This window comes from Pseudomonas sp. H2_A10 (assembly GCF_054680085.1).
In genome coordinates, this window is the sequence record NZ_CP162821.1 from 4,785,715 (window position 1) to 4,803,076 (window position 17,362).

The following is a 17,362-nucleotide window of genomic DNA, read 5'->3' on the forward strand; positions in this document are numbered from 1 at the left end:
CTGGACTTGTTTTCAGGGTGTATCAAGAGCAAAAAAAGATGACTCCAAGCCATGCTAGCGAGCTCTACCTACAGCCACTCGGAAGAGCAGTCGTCCGGCCGACGGTATCAATTGCGTAGGACCAATTCGAGACGAGTCCTAAAGCGAGCACGAAGCGGCAGGCCGGAGGACTCCACATTCCGGCTCTGCCTGTAGTGAGCGGCGTTAACTACTGTGCAGCGTGTTTGAGGTACCAGTGCTGTGTCGCATCCAAAGAAGCCGCAAAAACTCCAAGGATTTCATTTATATCCTTCTCCGTTGAGATCAACGGAGGACAGAATGCCAATGCATCTCCCATGACTCGGTTGATCATTCCGCGCTCCTGGGCCTGAGAGGACAGATACCGCCCGAGTCTGCCAACAGCCTCAAAAGGCTCTTTTGTGTGCCGGTCGGCTACCAACTCAACGGCAGCAATCAACCCCACACCACGAACCTCCCCAACCATTGAATGATCAGCAAACTGCTGAAGCCCTTTGCGAAGGATAATCCCCATTTCAGCAGCATGCTGAACCAGGCCCTCCTCTTCGATAATTTTAAGATTCTCTAGGGCGACTGCAGTAGCTACCGGGTGCCCGCTACCAGTGAAGCCATGACCTAAGGTGCCAATCGACTGGCTCTGGTCGGCAATACCTTGGTAAACGGCATCGTTAATCAATATGGCTGCAATGGGCTGATAGGAGGACGACAGCTGTTTGGATACAACCATGACGTCTGGTTTGATATCAAAAGTTTCGCAACCGAACATATTGCCGGTTCGACCGAAACCGCAGATGACCTCGTCCGCGACAATCAAGACGTCATGCTTGCGGCACACCTTCTGGATCTTTTCCCAGTAAGTTTTCGGCGGAACGATCACCCCCCCTGCGCCCATCAGCGGTTCGCCATAAAACGCTGCGACCGTCTCAGGGCCTTCCTTGATGATCAGATCATCCAGTTCTCGGGCGAGGCGATCGGCGAACTGCTCTTCTGTTTCACCCGCTCGACCATATCGGTAAAAGTGCGGGCAGCTGACATGCAGGAAGCCCGGCAGGGGAACGTCAAAACCGCGCTGATTTGCCGGCAGCCCAGTGAGGCTCGCACTTATGGTAGTGGTACCGTGATATGCGTTCTGCCGACTGATGAACTTTTTCTTGGCGGGGTTGCCCAGAGCATTGTTCCGGTACCACAAAAGCTTAACTACCGTGTCGTTTGCCTCAGAGCCGGAGTTGGTGAAAAACACTTTGCTCATCGGCACCGGAGCCATCTCCACCAATTTTTCGGCGAGCTCAATGCTGGGACGGTGTGCCTTACTGGAAAACACGTGATAGAACGGTAGTGTACGTAGTTGCTTTTCGGCAGCCTCTATCAGCCGTTGGTTGCTGAAACCAAGCGCTACACTCCATAGCCCTGACATCGCCTCGATGTATCGCTTATTTTGGTTGTCATATACATGAACTCCTTCTCCACGCTCGATGATGAGGGGGCCATCCGCTTCATGAAGTCGAGCATCCGTATAAGGGTGGAGGTGATTTTCAACATCTTTTTGTGCAAGCAAATCCGTCATGATTTTACCTCGAAGTGAAAGAGGATTCGTTAAACCAAGGGCTGTGTAGAAACCCAAATTAAATACCCAGGCAACCGCACCAGGCTCCACAGCTACAACAGCTAACTGTCGCCAATAGCCATGGAGTAAAAAGCGGCATAAACACCGTAATCGGTGTCCGGACTTACTTGACCAATTCAGGCTCGCCTACAGGTTGTGCGCTAAACCTGTGGGCGAGCCCGCTCGGGGAAAGGACTTTAGGGTTGTTGCCAAAAATCCGGATCAGAAGTAATAACCGATGTTCATGTACAACTGGTTTTCCCACTGATCACTACCACCAGCCCCCAGACTCTGGGTGAGGCTGCTGCCACCGATGACCGGATCATTCTTGCCGTACAACCATTCCGTGGCGATCCACAGTTTGCTGAGGGAGAACGAGGTGCCGAAAATCATCCGTTGCGAGGTCTTGAAATCGTCTGCGGATTTATCGAAGGCGCTGTAGTTGGCGTACAGCTGCACACCGCTGATCTGATCGAACAGGTACTTGCCGCCAACGTCGTAGCTCACATCCGCCACGTACAAGTTGCCGCGACTGGCGACGTTGTAAGTGGCGTCGTAACCGCCGAAAGTCACCAGTTCATCAGTGCCGGGGTTGCGCGGTGACATCTGCTGTCGCGCAGCTTGCAGTTGCACGCCCCATGGTCCGTTTTTACCGATGTAGTGCACCGCCACGGCATTGCGCCGGCCGTCGTTGTTGGTGTCGCGGTTCTCCAGGGATGAGGTCAGGCCAGAAATCCCGACTTCGGACTTCCACGGCCCCAGGTCCAGCGCCTTGGCCACCCGCAGTACCAAGGTGTTGCGTTCCTGGTTGTTGCTGCTGTCGATGACATAGCTGTCCGCTTCAGAGACAACGCTGGAGTAGGTTTCCCCCTTACTCGTACCTTTGCCCTGCGAGGCCGGGCGAAGGTAGTACCCAGCCTGGATGTTCCAGTCACCGCTTTGCTGGATGTACTTTGCGCCCAGTTCTTCCAAGTCTTCCAGCCCCACGACGTTGCCCAGGGTTTGATAAAACGTGCTGCCGAAGTACGGCTGCAAACCGAACGGTACTTGGTTCAGGCCGACTTGGACCTGCTGGTCGGGGTTGAACTTGTAGCCGATCCAGGCGAACTCGGCGAACTGGACGTCCCCGACGTTTTCTGTGTACTGGTAAGGGTAGGCTCGGCCGTAGAAACGGTACTTGACCTGGCCGATCCAAGTGTCGGAGTTATACTTGGCGGAAAGGATCACGGTATCAAAGTTGAACTTCTGGATATCGCGATCCGGGTCATAGTCCCAACGCGCCCGGACAGCGCCACCGAGATCGAGATTGTCGGTGACCTGGACCGCCTGCGCGTGGATGGAAAGTGCACCCGACAGCGCCAGCGGGATCAATGAGCGCAAGGCCCGAGTGGTGTTCAATTTCATGGTCGCTCCGTCTTTAAGTTTTATTTTTGGCAACAACCATCCCGGCCACGGCAAAGCGCGGTCTGGATGAAATAGGTATGGCCCGCCGAGACTGAAGCTGGAACAGCGTCCAGGTGCTAGCGGGCTAAACGCTGTTTAAGAAGCCGCAGTCGTTTAAACTTCGGCGTCAGTTGCGTTGAAGTTCTTCAACTACAGCGGCACAAGCACGGAAGGTATCCAACGTCCACTCCGGATTGATGAAGTCCGGCCAGCTGGAAAGCTTTACGATCGCCACTTCAGCAGCCGGATCCCAATAGATACTCTGACCAAATACTCCGCGCGCCGAGTAGGTGCCTTGCTCACTGTCCAATACCCAGCACTGATTACTGTAAGCCGCGGTCGGAAAGTGCTTGGTGTAGTAGCCGTATAGGACTTCAAAAGCGGGTGTGGAACCACGTCCGCATGCACGCACAAACGTCTCTGGGACGATCTGCTGGCTATTGAAATGTCCACCCTGCAAATACATCTGGGCAAAACGCCCGAGATCACGCAGCGTGGCGCTCATCCCGCCGTCGGCCAATGCAGTTCCAACACAATCGAGGGTGATATTCGCGTCTTGCTCTGCCCCTAGTCTTGACCAGATCTCCCGACTCAGCAAAACGGGGAGCCGCTCGCCGCAGGCCCGCTCACAGACCCAGGCCAACATGTCGGTATCCACCGAGCGATACTCGAAGAACTGATCATGCTCACGATCTTTACTCAGCGATTTCAACAAACCGTAAATGCTGTCAGGAGACTCTCGCTCTCCCCGTTCACGCCAACCCGAGGCGATATCCAACTGGATGAATTCAGCATCTGGATCGGTGTAGTCCTCCCTGAATCTCACGCCCGTTCGCATATCCAGCAGATCCTGCACGCGGGCGTCGCCGTAGCCGCTTGCCGACAGCTCGGGCACATAGTGGCTGACATGCGCTTGGGGATCGATTTTGCCCTGGCCTATCAACCTGCCGACCAGGCTGCCGACGACGGTCTTGGATACCGATTGCAACAGATGCAACGTGTGCGGCTGCATACCGTTGAAATACTGCTCGGAAACCACCTTGCCTTGATGCAGCACCAAGAAACCATCGGTGTAGCTATCGGTGAGGAAGGTCGCCAGATCGGTTTGTCCGCCGTCGACCCGCTGGAACGTGACATTGTCCAGGGAGCGTTCATTGCGCTTGAATTCACTGACCGGTCCGGGACCGCGATGAATGGCTGCCACCGGAAACAGCTGGCTCATATGCTGGAAAGACCAACGGTTATACGGCGGACTGTCCCAATTATGCTGACGGACTTGCTTTTCCTGGGGTGGCGGATAGCCCTGCATCAGCCTTAGGTCCTGATAACCAATACCAGGAGCGGTCATGTCGTTTTTATTGTACATAGGGGTCAGTTCTCATCGTTCAGAGGGTGGTGGCAAGAAAAGCGGTGGCCGTGATCCTCGATCTCGGCTGGCACCTCTCGGCGACAACGATCGCTAGCCCTCGGGCAACGGGGCGCGAAATGGCACCCGGTAGGCCTGTTCAAGGGGCTCGGGATCTCGCCGCTGAGGATTTGCAACTGGTCACGGCGTTCCGGGTCGATGGAGGGCACTGAATCGAGCAGAGCACGGGTGTAGGGATGACGCGGTCGACCGAACACCTGCCCCACAGGCCCGGCCTCGACGATGCGCCCCAAGTACATCACCAGCACCTGCTGCGCCAGGTACTCGACCGTCGCGAGATCGTGGCTGATAAACAGGTAGCTCAGTCCATTATCGGTCTGCAGCGTCTTGAGCAATTGCAGCACTTGGGCCTGGACCGACACGTCGAGCGCCGCCGTAGGCTCATCAAGGATCAGCAGTTTAGACTCCAGCGCCAAGGCCCGGGCGATAGCGATACGCTGCAACTGGCCTCCAGAAAATTCATGGGGATAGCGCTCCATGTGTTCCTCGCCCATTCCAACATTTCCCAACAGCGAAAGGATGCGCGCGTGCAAGGCGCTGCCGCGTAAACCAAAGGCAACCTTCAGCGGCTCGGCAACAATCGCCTTGATTGTCATTTTTGGATTCAGCGAGGCGTAGGGATTCTGGAACACCATGCTCAAGCTTCTGCCCCGCGCCCTGGCATCAGTCGGCAGCGGCCGACCTTCGACCAGAATCTGCCCACTGTCGGCTGGCAGCAGACCGAGCAAGGTCGCGGCAACCGTACTTTTGCCACAACCGGATTCCCCCACCAGCGCGACCGTCTCACCGGCCTGCACCTCCAGGCTGATGTGGTCGATGGCGGTCACCAGGCCGTCACGGCTGGCGTAGGTCTTGTGAAGCTGAGTGACGCTCAGCAGTACGGGCTGTTTGTTGTTATTCATAGCCGTTTTACCTTTCAAAGAAGCCTCACACCTTGACCAACGTGTTGTGGCAAGCCGCCCAGTGGTCCTTGCCGATCTCCACCCTCGGTGCAGCCTGGACGCATCCCCCGGTGGCGCGTTCACAACGCGGGTTAAAGGCACAGCCAGGCGGGGGTGCCGCCATGTTCGGCACCTGCCCAGGGATGAAGCCCAGGGGCTGAGACCCCTGCCCCAACCTTGGCACGGTGCCCATCAATTTCAGGGTGTAAGGATGCGCAGGTCGCTTGAACACCTGGCCCACCGGACCGCTCTCCACCACTTCGCCGGCGTACATCACGGCCACCCGATCACAGAGCGAAGCCACCACGCCAAGGTTGTGGGTGATAAACAGAATCGCCAGGTCCTGCTCCTGCGCCAGTTTGCGCAACAGGGCGATGATCTGTGCCTGCACGGTGACGTCCAGCGCCGTGGTCGGTTCATCGGCGATCAGCAGTTTTGGTCGACAAGCCAGCGCCATCGCAATCACCACGCGCTGCAACTGGCCGCCAGACATCTGGTGCGGATACTTGGCTAACGTCAGAGAAGGATCGGGCATACTCACCGCTTCCAGCGAGCTCAGCGCCTCAGCGCGGACTTGTGACTTACTCAATTGCCGATGGCAGCCGATGACATCGAACATCTGCCGGCCGACCGTGAAGAACGGGTTGAGCGCTTTCATCGGATTCTGGAAGATCATCGCAGCACCGCCGCCGCGCAAATCCGCCAACTGCGATGCCGACGCACCGTTGACCTGCTGTCCGGCGACCTTGACACTGCCGCCCAGCCGAGCGGCCTCAGGCATCAATCCCAAGCAGGACATGGCCGTCATGGACTTGCCCGAGCCCGACTCCCCGACCAACCCGAGGATCTCACCGCGCCTGACCTTGAGGTCGATGCCGCGTACGGCCTTCACGGTTTTGAACAAACCTGGGAAAGACACCGTCAGCCCTTCCACTTCCAGCACCAGGTCTTGAGCTGCATCGTTATTCGAAGCGGCGAGCTGTTCGAGCGTAGAAGGTTGCAAGGATTCGTTAATCATCAGCGCGTCCCCTTCTTTGGATCGAGCACATCGCGCAGCCCATCACCCACCAGGTTGACGGCCAGCACCAGGACAAAAATCGCCACGCCGGGAAACAGCACCGTCCAGGGATTTTCGAGCAATTGCGAGCGCGACGCCGCGGCCATCAGCCCCCACTCCACCATGGGCGGTTTGGCCCCCAGCCCGATAAAGCTCAGCGAGGCAGCAGCGAGAATGGTGTAGCCAAAGTCCATGGAGCCCTGCACGATCAACGGTGTGGTGGAATTGGGCAGTACATGGCGAAGCAAGATGCGGCAGTGACTGACGCCCATGGAACGAGCGGCATGGATATAGGTCTCCGAGCGAACCCGTACTACCGCGCCACGCATGATCCTCGCGTACCAAGGGAACCACGAGATTGCGAGCGCCAGCATGGCGTTGGTCAAGCCCGATCCCAGCGCAGCGGTAATAGCGATCGGCAACAACAGCGGTGGAAAGGCCAGAAACACGTCTGAGACGCGCATCAGCAGCGTATCGATTCGACCGCCGAAGTAGCCGGAAACAAGCCCGATCGGAATTCCGATCAGCATCGCGATCAACGTCACGCTCACTCCAATGATCAGCGAGGTGCGTGCGCCATAAAGCACCCGAGAAAGAATGTCGCGACCAAACTCGTCCGTGCCCATCCAGTGTGCCCAGTTGGGCGCCATTAATTTTTGGGAAAAGACAATCTTGTTCGGTTCATAAGGCGCGAGCCAGGGGGCGAAGATGGCCGCCAGGATGATCAGCAGCAATAACAGCGCGCCGAATACAAACAACTTGTTATCGCAGGCAAACGCCAGGGCCTTGATGCGCCATGAGGGGGCTCGCGAGGGCATGGCCAGGGATACGTCTTGGATACTCATTGGACTCGCAACCTCGGATCAACAAGGTGATACAACAGATCAACAATCAGGTTGATCGACAGATAGGTCGTGGCCAGCACCAGGGTGGCCCCCATCACGGCGGGAAAATCATTCTGGGCAATCGAAAACACCACGAAGCCGCCCAGACCGGGCCAATCGAAAACGAATTCGACAACGACTGCGCCTCCAAGCAGGTAGCCGAAGGTCAGGCCCACCACGGTCAGGAGCGGGATCATTGTCGCCTTCAAGGCATAGGCATAATGGATACGCCACTTGGGTACGCCGTAAGAAACGGCCGTACGGATGTACTCTTCGGAGAGCACCTCGACCATCATGTTGCGCGTGATACGGGTGACAGTGGCTAACGTCACGACCACCAGGGTGAGCACCGGTAGCGCCAGGTGTTTGATGGAGCTCCAAAGTGCTCCGAAATTGCCGGCCAGCAGCGTGTCGATCAAGTAAAAACCGGTCACACGCTCGAAGGGGCTATCGAGGAGAATGGAGGCATCGATACGTCCTTGCAGGGGCAACCAATTGAGCTTGCCGTAGAACAGCAATTGCAAGCCCATGGCCAGGATGAATACGGGAAATGCCGTCCCGGCAATGGACCCCGCTCGTGACACATTGTCGACCACTGAGTTCTGCCGCGCCGCCGAGATGACACCGATAGGCACCCCGAGCAGCACCACCCAGAACATCGCAAGGAATGTCAGTTCAAACGTCGCGCCTACCCGCCTGATGACCTCCTCCGCCACCGGCCGCCCGGTGCGCAAACTGGTGCCAAAATCACCCTGGAGAAGATCGCCAATGTAATTGAAGTATTGGATAGGCAGAGGTTTATCCAACCCCAGTTTTTCCCGCGCGACGGCTATCTGCTCCGTCGTGGGATGGTTCCCCAGCATCATCTCTACCGGAGAACCGGGAAGAGCTCGGCTCAAAACGAAGGTGATAGTCAACACACCCAAAAGAATGAAGAACATGACTATCAATCGCTGAGCTATATACTTCGCCATTTATACTACCTTTTGTGGCTAATAAACTTGACCCTGACTTCTTACGCCCAGCATAAATCCTCAAAAGCGAATTAACTTTTGAGGAATGACCAAGCCAATCAACCAACTATCGGATTACAGGGCAAATTAGGCATTACACCTATAACTTCATCGAGAACAACTCAGCATTCAACGATTTAAGTTGTAGTAGAGAATCGCCTCATAAGCCGGATTCAGGCTCTTTTCTATGCCCTTGATGTCTTTGCGGGAAACACGTATCTGCTGCACGTCTGCGTACCAGATCGCCGGGGCGTCCTTCGCCAGTATCTGCTGGGCCTGCTGGTACTTTTCAGTGGACTGAGCCCGATCACTGCCTTCTAACGCCGCCGCCTCTTCGATCAACTGATCAAAACTTGGATTGCTGTAATGAGACAGATTGAACAGCGTCGTTTTCTCTGTATGAAATTCACTGAATAGCCAATCACTCGGCGTCGGATACGTCGGCCACCAAGCCATGGATTGCAGGTTGGGAGCAGTTTCCAGCTTCTTCGCCTTATCCCAGATCACACCCCACTCTCCGGGGCGTAATTCCACTTCCACGCCAACCTGAGACGCCGTTGCCTGGAACAGCTCAGCGGCGTTTGCATAGATGCCACTGATGTACTGCATCGAGACCTTCCAGTCCTGCTTGGGCACACCAGAGGCTTCCAATAATTGTCGGGCTTTCTCCAGATCGTAAGAAGCCATGGGCACGCTGGCATGCCCCCAGATGCTACTGGGCAAAGGTCCCTTGGGGACACTGCCGTAGCCATGCAGAATATCGTTGGTGACACCTTCATAGTCCCAGAGATATTGCAGCGCCTGACGAAATGCCACGTTATCCGTAGGGTACTTCTGGGTATTGATCAAGAACTGGAAGTTCTTCCACGAAGGCGCGGTGCTCACCTTGATGGCGGGGTTCTCTCCCAACACCTTGAGCTGATCAAGAGGGATATCCCAAGCGACACCGGCCTCGCCATTCTTGATCATCTGGGTACGAGTCGAGGCTTCGGACACGACTTTCACGATGACCCGATCGAATTGCCCTTCTTTCCAGCCCCCCCAGTAGCCATCGAAACGTTCAAGCACCACTTGCTGGCCCTGTTCGACCTGCCCAAGCCTATAGGGACCGGTACCGATAGCGTTGGGAGCCATCATCCAGTCATGCCCCTTATCCACCGCCGCCGGGGCAATGATATAAGCAGCGTATTGACCTGCCGCGATCAGATTGGCCGGAGTGGGATTCTGGAACTTGAGCACCACGGTGTCATCAGCGACGACCTCGATGGAATCCAGCGCTTTCCATACATACGCAGCGCCTTGTTTTAGCGCTTTGACGTAGTCAATGGATTTTTTGACCGCCGCGGCGTTGAAGGGCGAACCGTCATGAAATTTAACACCGTGCCGCAGCTTGAAGGCCCAGGTCTTGCCGTTGTCGCTGCTTTCCCAAGACGTGGCGAGCCCAGGGGAAAATTCCTCGGCACTGCCGGGCGCGTTATAGACGAGAAGTGTCTCGTAGATATTGCCCAGCACTCGCACCTCTTCCGAAAAAGCCGAGGCCGGGTCCCAATCCTTGAAAGAGGCCCGATCAGCGACAACCAAGGTATTGTTTGCCGCACACACCAAGCCACTGGTCAACGGTGCAGAAACGGACAGCACCATCAACCCTGCCATCAATGTTCTTTTGAAGTTCATCGGTGTTCCTCTTATTTTTATGATGGGCGCAGCGGGTCACTTGCACAAACAGGCAGTAATCCAACTGGAATAAACGACAAGACGGGCCGTTCGTAAAACTGCCTGTTAAGCGGTGTGACCCATTATTCATCTGCCTCACGGCCAGCTCAATTTCGCGAGCGCTAAAAAAATAACGCCTGATGACGCTTGAAAGCGTCACCTAGCGTCTATTTTTAAAGCTGAGTCAGAACAACGGCGGAACGAGGTTGAACTCACCCTCGGATGGGCGAATCAGCAGCCGCGCCCTCACCTCGCTGGGGATTTCAGGGGAATCAATCGGGAAGCAGCTGCAACTGGAGAGTGCGTTACGCAGATCAATCGACTCGCCCAGATGTTCAAACACAATCTGAGCACCAAAAGGACGGCGAAAATTGTCGCCCGATACGCCGAGCACCAAGCCATTGAGAAAGCGGAAACGACTGCGATAGGAGGGGTAAAGCGCCGACCAGATATAGCCTCGAGACGATAGGTACTCACGCTCGACGATGTAAATCAAATCGGATGAAGCAAAGCAGAACCCCCGATATTTATTGATGCCAAAACTCTTCAGTTGGTCATCACCTAACCTCATTCGTTCGTAGGTTTTGCTGAGGATCTTGTTGCCGGAACGGGACAAGCGGGTAATCGACTTAATGACTTCGCCAGACCCGGAGGGCGACATCAAATAGACAAAGTAGTAACCCTGATACTTCGACAGCGCCTGTGCGGAGCTTGGAAAAAAATCGGCCGGTACCGCGCTGTCCGGCTCGCGCGCCGCGCGCTGCCTGCTGAGCAAAGCCCGGAAGGACTCATGTTCGGAGAAGATCTCGTCCTCATCTACCCCAAAAAAGGCGCATATCTTACGAAGGGTGAAGAGCGAGGGAGCCGCCTGCGCGCCCAAGTATTTGTTGAACTGCTGGCGGTTGATATCGAGGGAGCGGCACACCATCGCCACCGACTTATAGTACCCGCAGAGAAGGCGCAGGTTTTGACTGAAATCCTGCATCGACCGGGGTGAATTGGAACTCACCATTAAAATATTCCTAACGCCACCATTGACAACACACTGGACTGATCGTCGCTTGGATCAGGGCCTCAGAGCTTGGCCTTGCCAACCCGTGATTCGTCCGAGCATCAGCCCGACCATAGCGCCTGGTCGGAGGAGTATCCAACAAATACACGCCACGGTGTTTGTTTGATCACGTTGAGAATGCTCCAACTGACAACAAAGCAGTAAACCGTCGTCAGTAACACGCCTTTGCTTTGCGTCACGCCCCCTGGTCTGCATCGTCCCGCCTTTGACCATGTTTTTGCGCGATACCTACCAGCACGAATACCGATTGGTTTGCGGGATATCCACGGCCTTATATTTGGGTGTTGAAAAACAATCAGATGAATAACGACGCACTAAAGTGCATTTAAGTCAAAGATCCGTTAACCCTGCCAATAGCGAGAACGCCTCATGATCAAAATCCTAGCCGCTGTACGCAGAAAACCAGGAATGACGCATGCCGAGTTTATAAACTATGTAGAGCACACCCACGGAGAAATCGCTAAAGCCAAACCGTTAGGCGTCAAACGGTACGTGCAGAACCATGTCATCGACGCGGCTTTCGGGGTTGACGCCGACAGTGCCTACGCACAGTCCTTCCACAAAGACTCCATTACGGAGCTGTTTTTTGAAGACGTGCCAGGCTTGATTCGCACCTTCAGCGATCCCTATACCCAGCAAACCGTGGGCCCTGATGCAAAGAACTTCGCTGACCTTTCCGAGCAGCTCGCTCAATTGATGGATGAAGCGGAGACGGCTAGCACCGCTACAGCGCCTCTCCCATGGAAAGTGATGATCCTGCTGAAGAAAAATCCATCCATGGCGCTCGATCGTTTTTTCGACGCTTGGGACGCAGCTCACGAGAGCATTACCCGCGAACAGCCCGACTTCCAGAACGCCCTACGCCGGTATGTTCGCTCCCGGTATCTGCCCGAGGGTGACAAGGTGACGGCCTATTTCGGGCCAAACATCGCCGTATACGAAGGCGCCTCTAGCCTGTGGTTTGAAAATGAAGCGGATTTTTCGACCTTTCGGCAGTATCAGCGAGCGCTGTTTCAAAAACTTGCCGAGGACGGCGTGGCGCTGACGTCGGCGTCTTTTTTCGCTTACGTCAAAGAGGTCGTTATTTTCGATCACTGCTCCTAACGACCAGAAGCGCGACCCTTCTCATCCAGCAGGGTCGCAATCAATCAGATAGGCTCAGCCAGCGTCGCAGTGGACTCACGCATGATCTGCGCATGCTCTTCCTTGTCCCCGCCACTTTTCTCTATCTCGCACAGACGCGCGGAGTTCTCGACCACGAGTTGGCAACGCTCCCAGCGCCGCGTTTCGAACCGGCTCAGGGCCGTCTGTAGATTGCTATTGCCGAGCAACTCTTCGGCAAGCACGATGGCGCTCTCAATACCGATGCCAGCCCCGGAAGCCAGGTGCGGTGTGGTGGCATGCACCGTGTCTCCGATCAGCACGATTCGGCCCTTGTGCCAGGGCAACGGCACCAACAGATTGGACAGCGGACGATAGTCGATATTGGCGTCCGCCTCGTACAGTTGCGGCACCAGCGTTTGCAGGATCGGGGCTGGGAACTCACTCAACAGGCGCGCCATTTCACCCGGCCAACTGGCCGGGTCGATCCACTCGGAAAACTCGCGGCTTTCCATGAGGAACATGTACATGTGCGTTTCGGAGATTGGATTGACGCCAACCTTGGTGCTACCCAGCCAATGAGTGGGGCGCACGATTTCCGGCGGACGCTTCAGCACCGCGCGCCAGACGCTCTGATGAATGGGTTTTGGCGAGGGTGCTTCCGGGAAAAACTCCTTTCGCGTGCGCGAATGCACGCCGTCAGCGGCGACGACCAGGTCATAGCGTTCAGTGGTCCCGTCGGTGAAAGACACATCAATGCCATCATCAAGCTCGATGACGCTGTCGTAGGTGATGCCCAGGCGCACACGGGTCCCCACTTCCCGCGTCCTGTCGGCAAATATTCGAGCCAGTACCGGGCGCAGGATGCCGCCACCACAGGGAATCGGCTTATCGCTGACCGGCGGTCGAAGCGCCAATTGCACGATCAGGTCGCCCACCGGTGAAAACACATCGAAATTGGTCGACAGGTACCCTTCCCCGGCGACCCTTTCCAAAATCCCAACCGTATCAAGCGCTCGCAGCGTGGGCCCACTGAGCGTAATCCCCGCTCCCAAAGGACACCACAATGGATCGATTTCGACGAGGTCCACTTCGATGCCCTGGCGGGCGAGCTGGATAGCCGCGGTCATACCGGAGAACCCTCCCCCGATCACCAGGACCTTGTTGACTGCTGCAATCATCACGCTCTCCTAATTATTCTTATTCACTCGGGCAGACATTGCATGGCGCACCAACGAGCGCTGCGGCGTCATTGCGTCAATGCCGCAGCAACATGGAATGCCGACGAAAAATGCCGGATCAGCCACGAGACTATCGAATCGGCTATCAGGGCTGAAATCGCTTTGCACAATCCGAGGTATCGCTGGCGGCGATGGGTCGCGCAGGTAAGCCGGGGGCATTGCTCGGAGTGCCTGTCTTTGCGGCAGAACAAATACAAAAGCCGATGAACGACGGCTCACACGAACCGCCGTCCACCGGCCTTTAACGACGGTTGTTTACACGCTTTCCAAGCCATCCCAGCAGAGGTATTTAACCTCTAGGAACTCGTCTATTCCCAGGTGAGATCCCTCTCGCCCAAGACCGCTCTGCTTCACGCCACCGAAAGGTGCGACCTCATTCGAGATCAGGCCACAGTTGATGCCCACCATGCCCGACTCGATGCGCGCGGCGTTGCGCCAGATACGCGCCGCGTCACGGCTGAACAGATACGCGGCCAGGCCAAACTCGCTGTCGTTGGCCATGGCAATGGCTTGGTCATCGGTGTCGAAACGCACCAGCGGCATGACCGGGCCGAAGATCTCCTCACGAGCAACCCGCATCCCATGGGTCACATCAGCCAACAAGGTGGGCTCGAAGAAACACCCGCCCAGCGCATGGGGCTTGCCGCCAGACAGCAGTCGAGCGCCTTGGGCCAGCGCATCATCAACCAGCGCCTGGGATTTCCGTACCGCCGCGTCATCGATCAGCGGCCCGACCTGTACACCCGGCTCCAGACCATTTCCCACTTTCAGGCGTGCCATGCGCTCAACAATGCGCTCGGCCAATGCGTCATAAACCCCGGACTGCACCAGCACCCGATTCGCGCCGATACAGGACTGCCCACCGTTGCGAAACTTGGCCAGCATCACACCGTCAGCCGCCGCATCCAGATCAGCATCGTCGAAGACAATGAACGGGGCGTTGCCGCCCAACTCCATGGAACATTTCTTGACCGTCTGCGCCGCTTGCGTCAGCAGCAGCCGGCCCACTTCCGTGGACCCCGTGAAGGTGAGCTTGCGCACCAGCGGGTTGGACGTGAGCTCACCGGCAATGTCGCGGGTGTCATTGCCGGTAATCACACTGAAAACACCCGCCGGTACCCCCGCGCGCAGGGCGAGCTCGGCGAGTGCCAGCGCGGTCAGCGGTGTCTGGCTGGCCGGTTTCACCACCATCGTGCAACCGGCCGCGAGGGCCGGAGCGGCCTTGCGAGTGATCATCGCAGCGGGGAAATTCCAGGGCGTGATCGCGGCGCAAACCCCGATGGGTTCACGCAGGACCACAATGCGCTGAGTGTCCTTTACGCCCGGAATCAGATCACCGCGCACCCGTGTAGCTTCCTCGCCAAACCAGCGCACAAAAGACGCCGCGTAATCGACTTCACCCCGCGCCTCCTCCAGGGGCTTGCCCTCCTCCAAGGTAATCAGCGTGGCAATGTCCTCCCGATGTTCAACCATCAGCTCATACCAACGGCGCAACACCTCGCCACGGCGTTTGGCCGTCAGGCGACGCCATGGGCCAAAGGCCTCATGCGCCGCGTCGATGGCGTGCCGGACTTCAGTTTCACGGCAGCGCGGCAACTCGGCCAGTACCGTTTGGTCCACCGGATTACGCAGCGTGTAGTGACCGTGCGGCGTCTCGGCCAGCCACTCACCGGCGATATAGGCACCGTCACGCCACAGCGTAGGATCCTTAAGTAAATGCTTCACTGTGCAATCCTCCCGATCAGCACGGATGACGCCCGATCATGAAGGCGCTGTCAGGATCCGAAGTCACCGGCAACCCCGACGCGACCAACCCTTGACGCAGCGACTTCATGAAGCGATCCGGCACACGCATCGCCGGGGCACGCAATGGACCGCCATTGAAGCCGGCGAGCCAATCCTGGTATTTCCACATCGTGCGGTTGAGCACACCGGTACCGCCGGCATAGCTTTGCGCGGCGGCGCCGTTGGCGCTGCGGGCCGGATTGACCTTCCAGTACAGTTCCATCGCCTCTTCAAAGCGGCCCGTGCGGGCCAGTTCGAACGCTTTCGGGTAGTAGTCGCTCATCCAGGCGGTGTTGCTGGTGCCGGAAAACTGCAACTTCATCAGGCTCATCAAGGGGATTGCGTCGCCTTCGATCGGGCAACTGATCACCACCTGGTCACGGAAGTGGTAATACATCTCGCAAATGCCCGCCGGCAGCGGGAACCCTTGCTCGGACTTGATGGCCGCGATATTCGGGCAATCGGCCAACAGCCGACTGACCAACTCCAAGGACATCCCTGCCGGATGCACGCGCTCAAAGCCCCAGAGCGGAATCGGGAAGAGCATGACGGCGAGGTCCGTCGCGTCACAGAACGACTTGGTGTAGGCGTAGATTTCCTGCTCGCTGGTCGGCCAGAACTGTGGTGGATAGGAGAGTAGGACGATGTCCGCACCGGCATTCTCGGCGAGCTTCACCGCCTCGATATTCTCGGCAAGCGTGCCAAAGGCCGCATGGAAAAACAGGATCAGGTCTTTCCCTGACTCACGGGCCCAGGCAGTGAACTGGGCATTCTCCTGGATAGAAATCGCCAGCTCGCTGCACAGCAACGTAGCACTGTAGCCCAGGCCAACCGTATGTTCGATGTCGTGGCGTATGCCACGCTCATTGAGACGCTTCAAATCAGCACTGAAACTTGGGATGGTGACAGCCGAGCAGCCCACCAGGTTTTCCCGCGCCCAGGCACGGGCATCCGCTTTCTTGTATGTGGCCATGATGATGTTCCTTTGCACAGTGAAGGGAGTTATTTCGAGACAGGGACAATGCTGGCGGGCAACTCGATGCCGAGGCCTTGTTGCCGGGCGCGCTCGTACAGCGCTTGGGCGATGACGACGTCCTGCAGCGCCGAGCCAACAGACTTGTAGAGAACGATGTCGCTTGCGTGCTGGCGCGGTATGACACGGCCCGCGACGAGGTCCGACAGCGCGACCAATTTGTCGGCGACATAAACGCCGGCACTGATCGCCGCAATGGCGTCACCGGTATCGTGAAGCACCTCTTGCGGCATATCGGCGACGATGCAGACGGCTCGCTCCATCGTGACCGGGTCAACTTCCCGTTGCTCAGGCAAGGTGGAACCCAACGACACAACCGTGGCCCCCGGGCAAAGCCAGGCGCCTTGCAGGACCGGAGATTCGTCACGACTGCGGGCGGCACAAATCACCACGTCGCAATCCTGCACAGCTTCTTGCGCGCTGTTCACCGCTTGGATCTCCAGCCCTGGCCTGAAGCTCTCGGCAAAACGCTCGCGGCTAGCGGGCGTTGGACTGAATACCCGGACATGCGCCACATCGCGCACGGACTTGAGGCAGTCCAATGCGCCACGGGCCTCAAACCCCGAGCCAATCACCCCCACCCGCAGCGCGCGCTTGGGCGCCAGTAAATCGACTGCCAGCGCAGCGGTTGCCGCGGTGCGCAAACCTGTCACCCGGTTGCCGTCGATCAGGGCACTGAGCGCCATGGTTTTCTGATCGAACAACGCAATCAGGTAGCTGGCGCAGCGCGCCCGCATGGAGGCTGCGATCAACTTGCAGCCCATATGGCCGCCAGCCGGAGGTACGGCAGTCAAACTGCGCAGCCAGATGCCATCGCCCCGGGCCATGGAGCGAGGCGGCACCATGGCATCCGATGCAGGGCGTGCATACGCCTCGGCGAGCGCGGCGACGGCGGTGCTCCAGTCGGCGAGCGAGGCCACATCGGCGTCACTGAGAAAAAGCGTCGGGGCAATGACTTGGAGTTCTTGGGCGTGATGCATGGCGCAAACCTCGCAATCGGGGATCAGTCGTTGGTTGACTGACACCCTACGA

Annotated in this window: 14 protein-coding genes; 1 reads left to right on the top strand and 13 read right to left on the bottom strand. The window is 57.2% G+C overall.

What is annotated here, in order from left to right:
• Window positions 1-208: 208 nt before the first annotated feature.
• The 9 genes from AB4O23_RS22130 to AB4O23_RS22170 form a co-directional block, all read right to left on the bottom strand.
• Window positions 209-1,582, bottom strand: coding sequence for an aspartate aminotransferase family protein (locus AB4O23_RS22130; RefSeq protein WP_042727875.1), 1,374 nt, complete (start codon window positions 1,580-1,582; stop codon window positions 209-211).
• 261 nt (window positions 1,583-1,843) lie between these two features.
• Window positions 1,844-3,025, bottom strand: coding sequence for a hypothetical protein (locus tag AB4O23_RS22135; RefSeq protein WP_137220214.1), 1,182 nt, complete (start codon window positions 3,023-3,025; stop codon window positions 1,844-1,846).
• Window positions 3,026-3,191: 166 nt separating this feature from the next.
• Window positions 3,192-4,430, bottom strand: coding sequence for a serine hydrolase domain-containing protein (locus AB4O23_RS22140; protein ID WP_052497342.1), 1,239 nt, complete (start codon window positions 4,428-4,430; stop codon window positions 3,192-3,194).
• A 5-nt stretch (window positions 4,431-4,435) separates the two neighbouring features.
• Window positions 4,436-5,392, bottom strand: coding sequence for an ABC transporter ATP-binding protein (locus AB4O23_RS22145; protein WP_135196835.1), 957 nt, complete (start codon window positions 5,390-5,392; stop codon window positions 4,436-4,438).
• A 25-nt stretch (window positions 5,393-5,417) separates the two neighbouring features.
• On the bottom strand, window positions 5,418-6,449 hold the full coding sequence (locus AB4O23_RS22150; protein ID WP_135196836.1) for an ABC transporter ATP-binding protein: 1,032 nt from the start codon (window positions 6,447-6,449) through the stop codon (window positions 5,418-5,420).
• On the bottom strand, window positions 6,449-7,333 hold the full coding sequence (locus tag AB4O23_RS22155; RefSeq protein ID WP_460150263.1) for an ABC transporter permease: 885 nt from the start codon (window positions 7,331-7,333) through the stop codon (window positions 6,449-6,451). Before AB4O23_RS22155 ends, AB4O23_RS22150 begins: the two co-directional genes overlap by 1 nt.
• Window positions 7,330-8,313, bottom strand: coding sequence for an ABC transporter permease (locus tag AB4O23_RS22160; protein ID WP_241665018.1), 984 nt, complete (start codon window positions 8,311-8,313; stop codon window positions 7,330-7,332). The genes AB4O23_RS22155 and AB4O23_RS22160 overlap by 4 nt, the downstream gene beginning before the upstream one ends.
• A 201-nt stretch (window positions 8,314-8,514) precedes the next feature.
• A complete protein-coding gene (locus AB4O23_RS22165; protein WP_042727881.1) occupies window positions 8,515-10,059 on the bottom strand; it encodes an ABC transporter substrate-binding protein in 1,545 nt (514 codons plus the stop codon).
• A gap of 223 nt (window positions 10,060-10,282) precedes the next feature.
• On the bottom strand, window positions 10,283-11,110 hold the full coding sequence (locus tag AB4O23_RS22170) for a helix-turn-helix domain-containing protein (protein WP_042727882.1): 828 nt from the start codon (window positions 11,108-11,110) through the stop codon (window positions 10,283-10,285).
• Window positions 11,111-11,539: 429 nt separating this feature from the next.
• On the opposite strand from AB4O23_RS22170, the gene AB4O23_RS22175 reads away from it, so the two are divergent.
• Window positions 11,540-12,274: an EthD domain-containing protein gene (locus AB4O23_RS22175; protein WP_042727883.1), complete on the top strand. Its 735-nt coding sequence runs from the start codon at window positions 11,540-11,542 to the stop codon at window positions 12,272-12,274.
• A 44-nt stretch (window positions 12,275-12,318) separates the two neighbouring features.
• Here the strand turns inward: AB4O23_RS22175 and AB4O23_RS22180 are convergent, their stop codons facing one another.
• The 4 genes from AB4O23_RS22180 to AB4O23_RS22195 all read right to left on the bottom strand — a co-directional run bounded on the left by AB4O23_RS22180 (window position 12,319) and on the right by AB4O23_RS22195 (window position 17,310).
• Window positions 12,319-13,452, bottom strand: coding sequence for an FAD-dependent oxidoreductase (locus AB4O23_RS22180; protein ID WP_460060591.1), 1,134 nt, complete (start codon window positions 13,450-13,452; stop codon window positions 12,319-12,321).
• Window positions 13,453-13,767: 315 nt separating this feature from the next.
• Entirely contained in the window at window positions 13,768-15,237 is a 1,470-nt protein-coding gene (locus tag AB4O23_RS22185; protein ID WP_042727884.1) for an NAD-dependent succinate-semialdehyde dehydrogenase, read from the bottom strand.
• A 16-nt stretch (window positions 15,238-15,253) separates the two neighbouring features.
• Window positions 15,254-16,270 carry a dihydrodipicolinate synthase family protein gene (locus tag AB4O23_RS22190; RefSeq protein WP_042727885.1) on the bottom strand — a complete coding sequence of 339 codons (1,017 nt, stop codon included), beginning with the start codon at window positions 16,268-16,270 and terminating at the stop codon, window positions 15,254-15,256.
• Between the two features lie 29 nt (window positions 16,271-16,299).
• Entirely contained in the window at window positions 16,300-17,310 is a 1,011-nt protein-coding gene (locus tag AB4O23_RS22195; RefSeq protein ID WP_065947812.1) for an ornithine cyclodeaminase family protein, read from the bottom strand.
• Window positions 17,311-17,362: the final 52 nt, after the last annotated feature.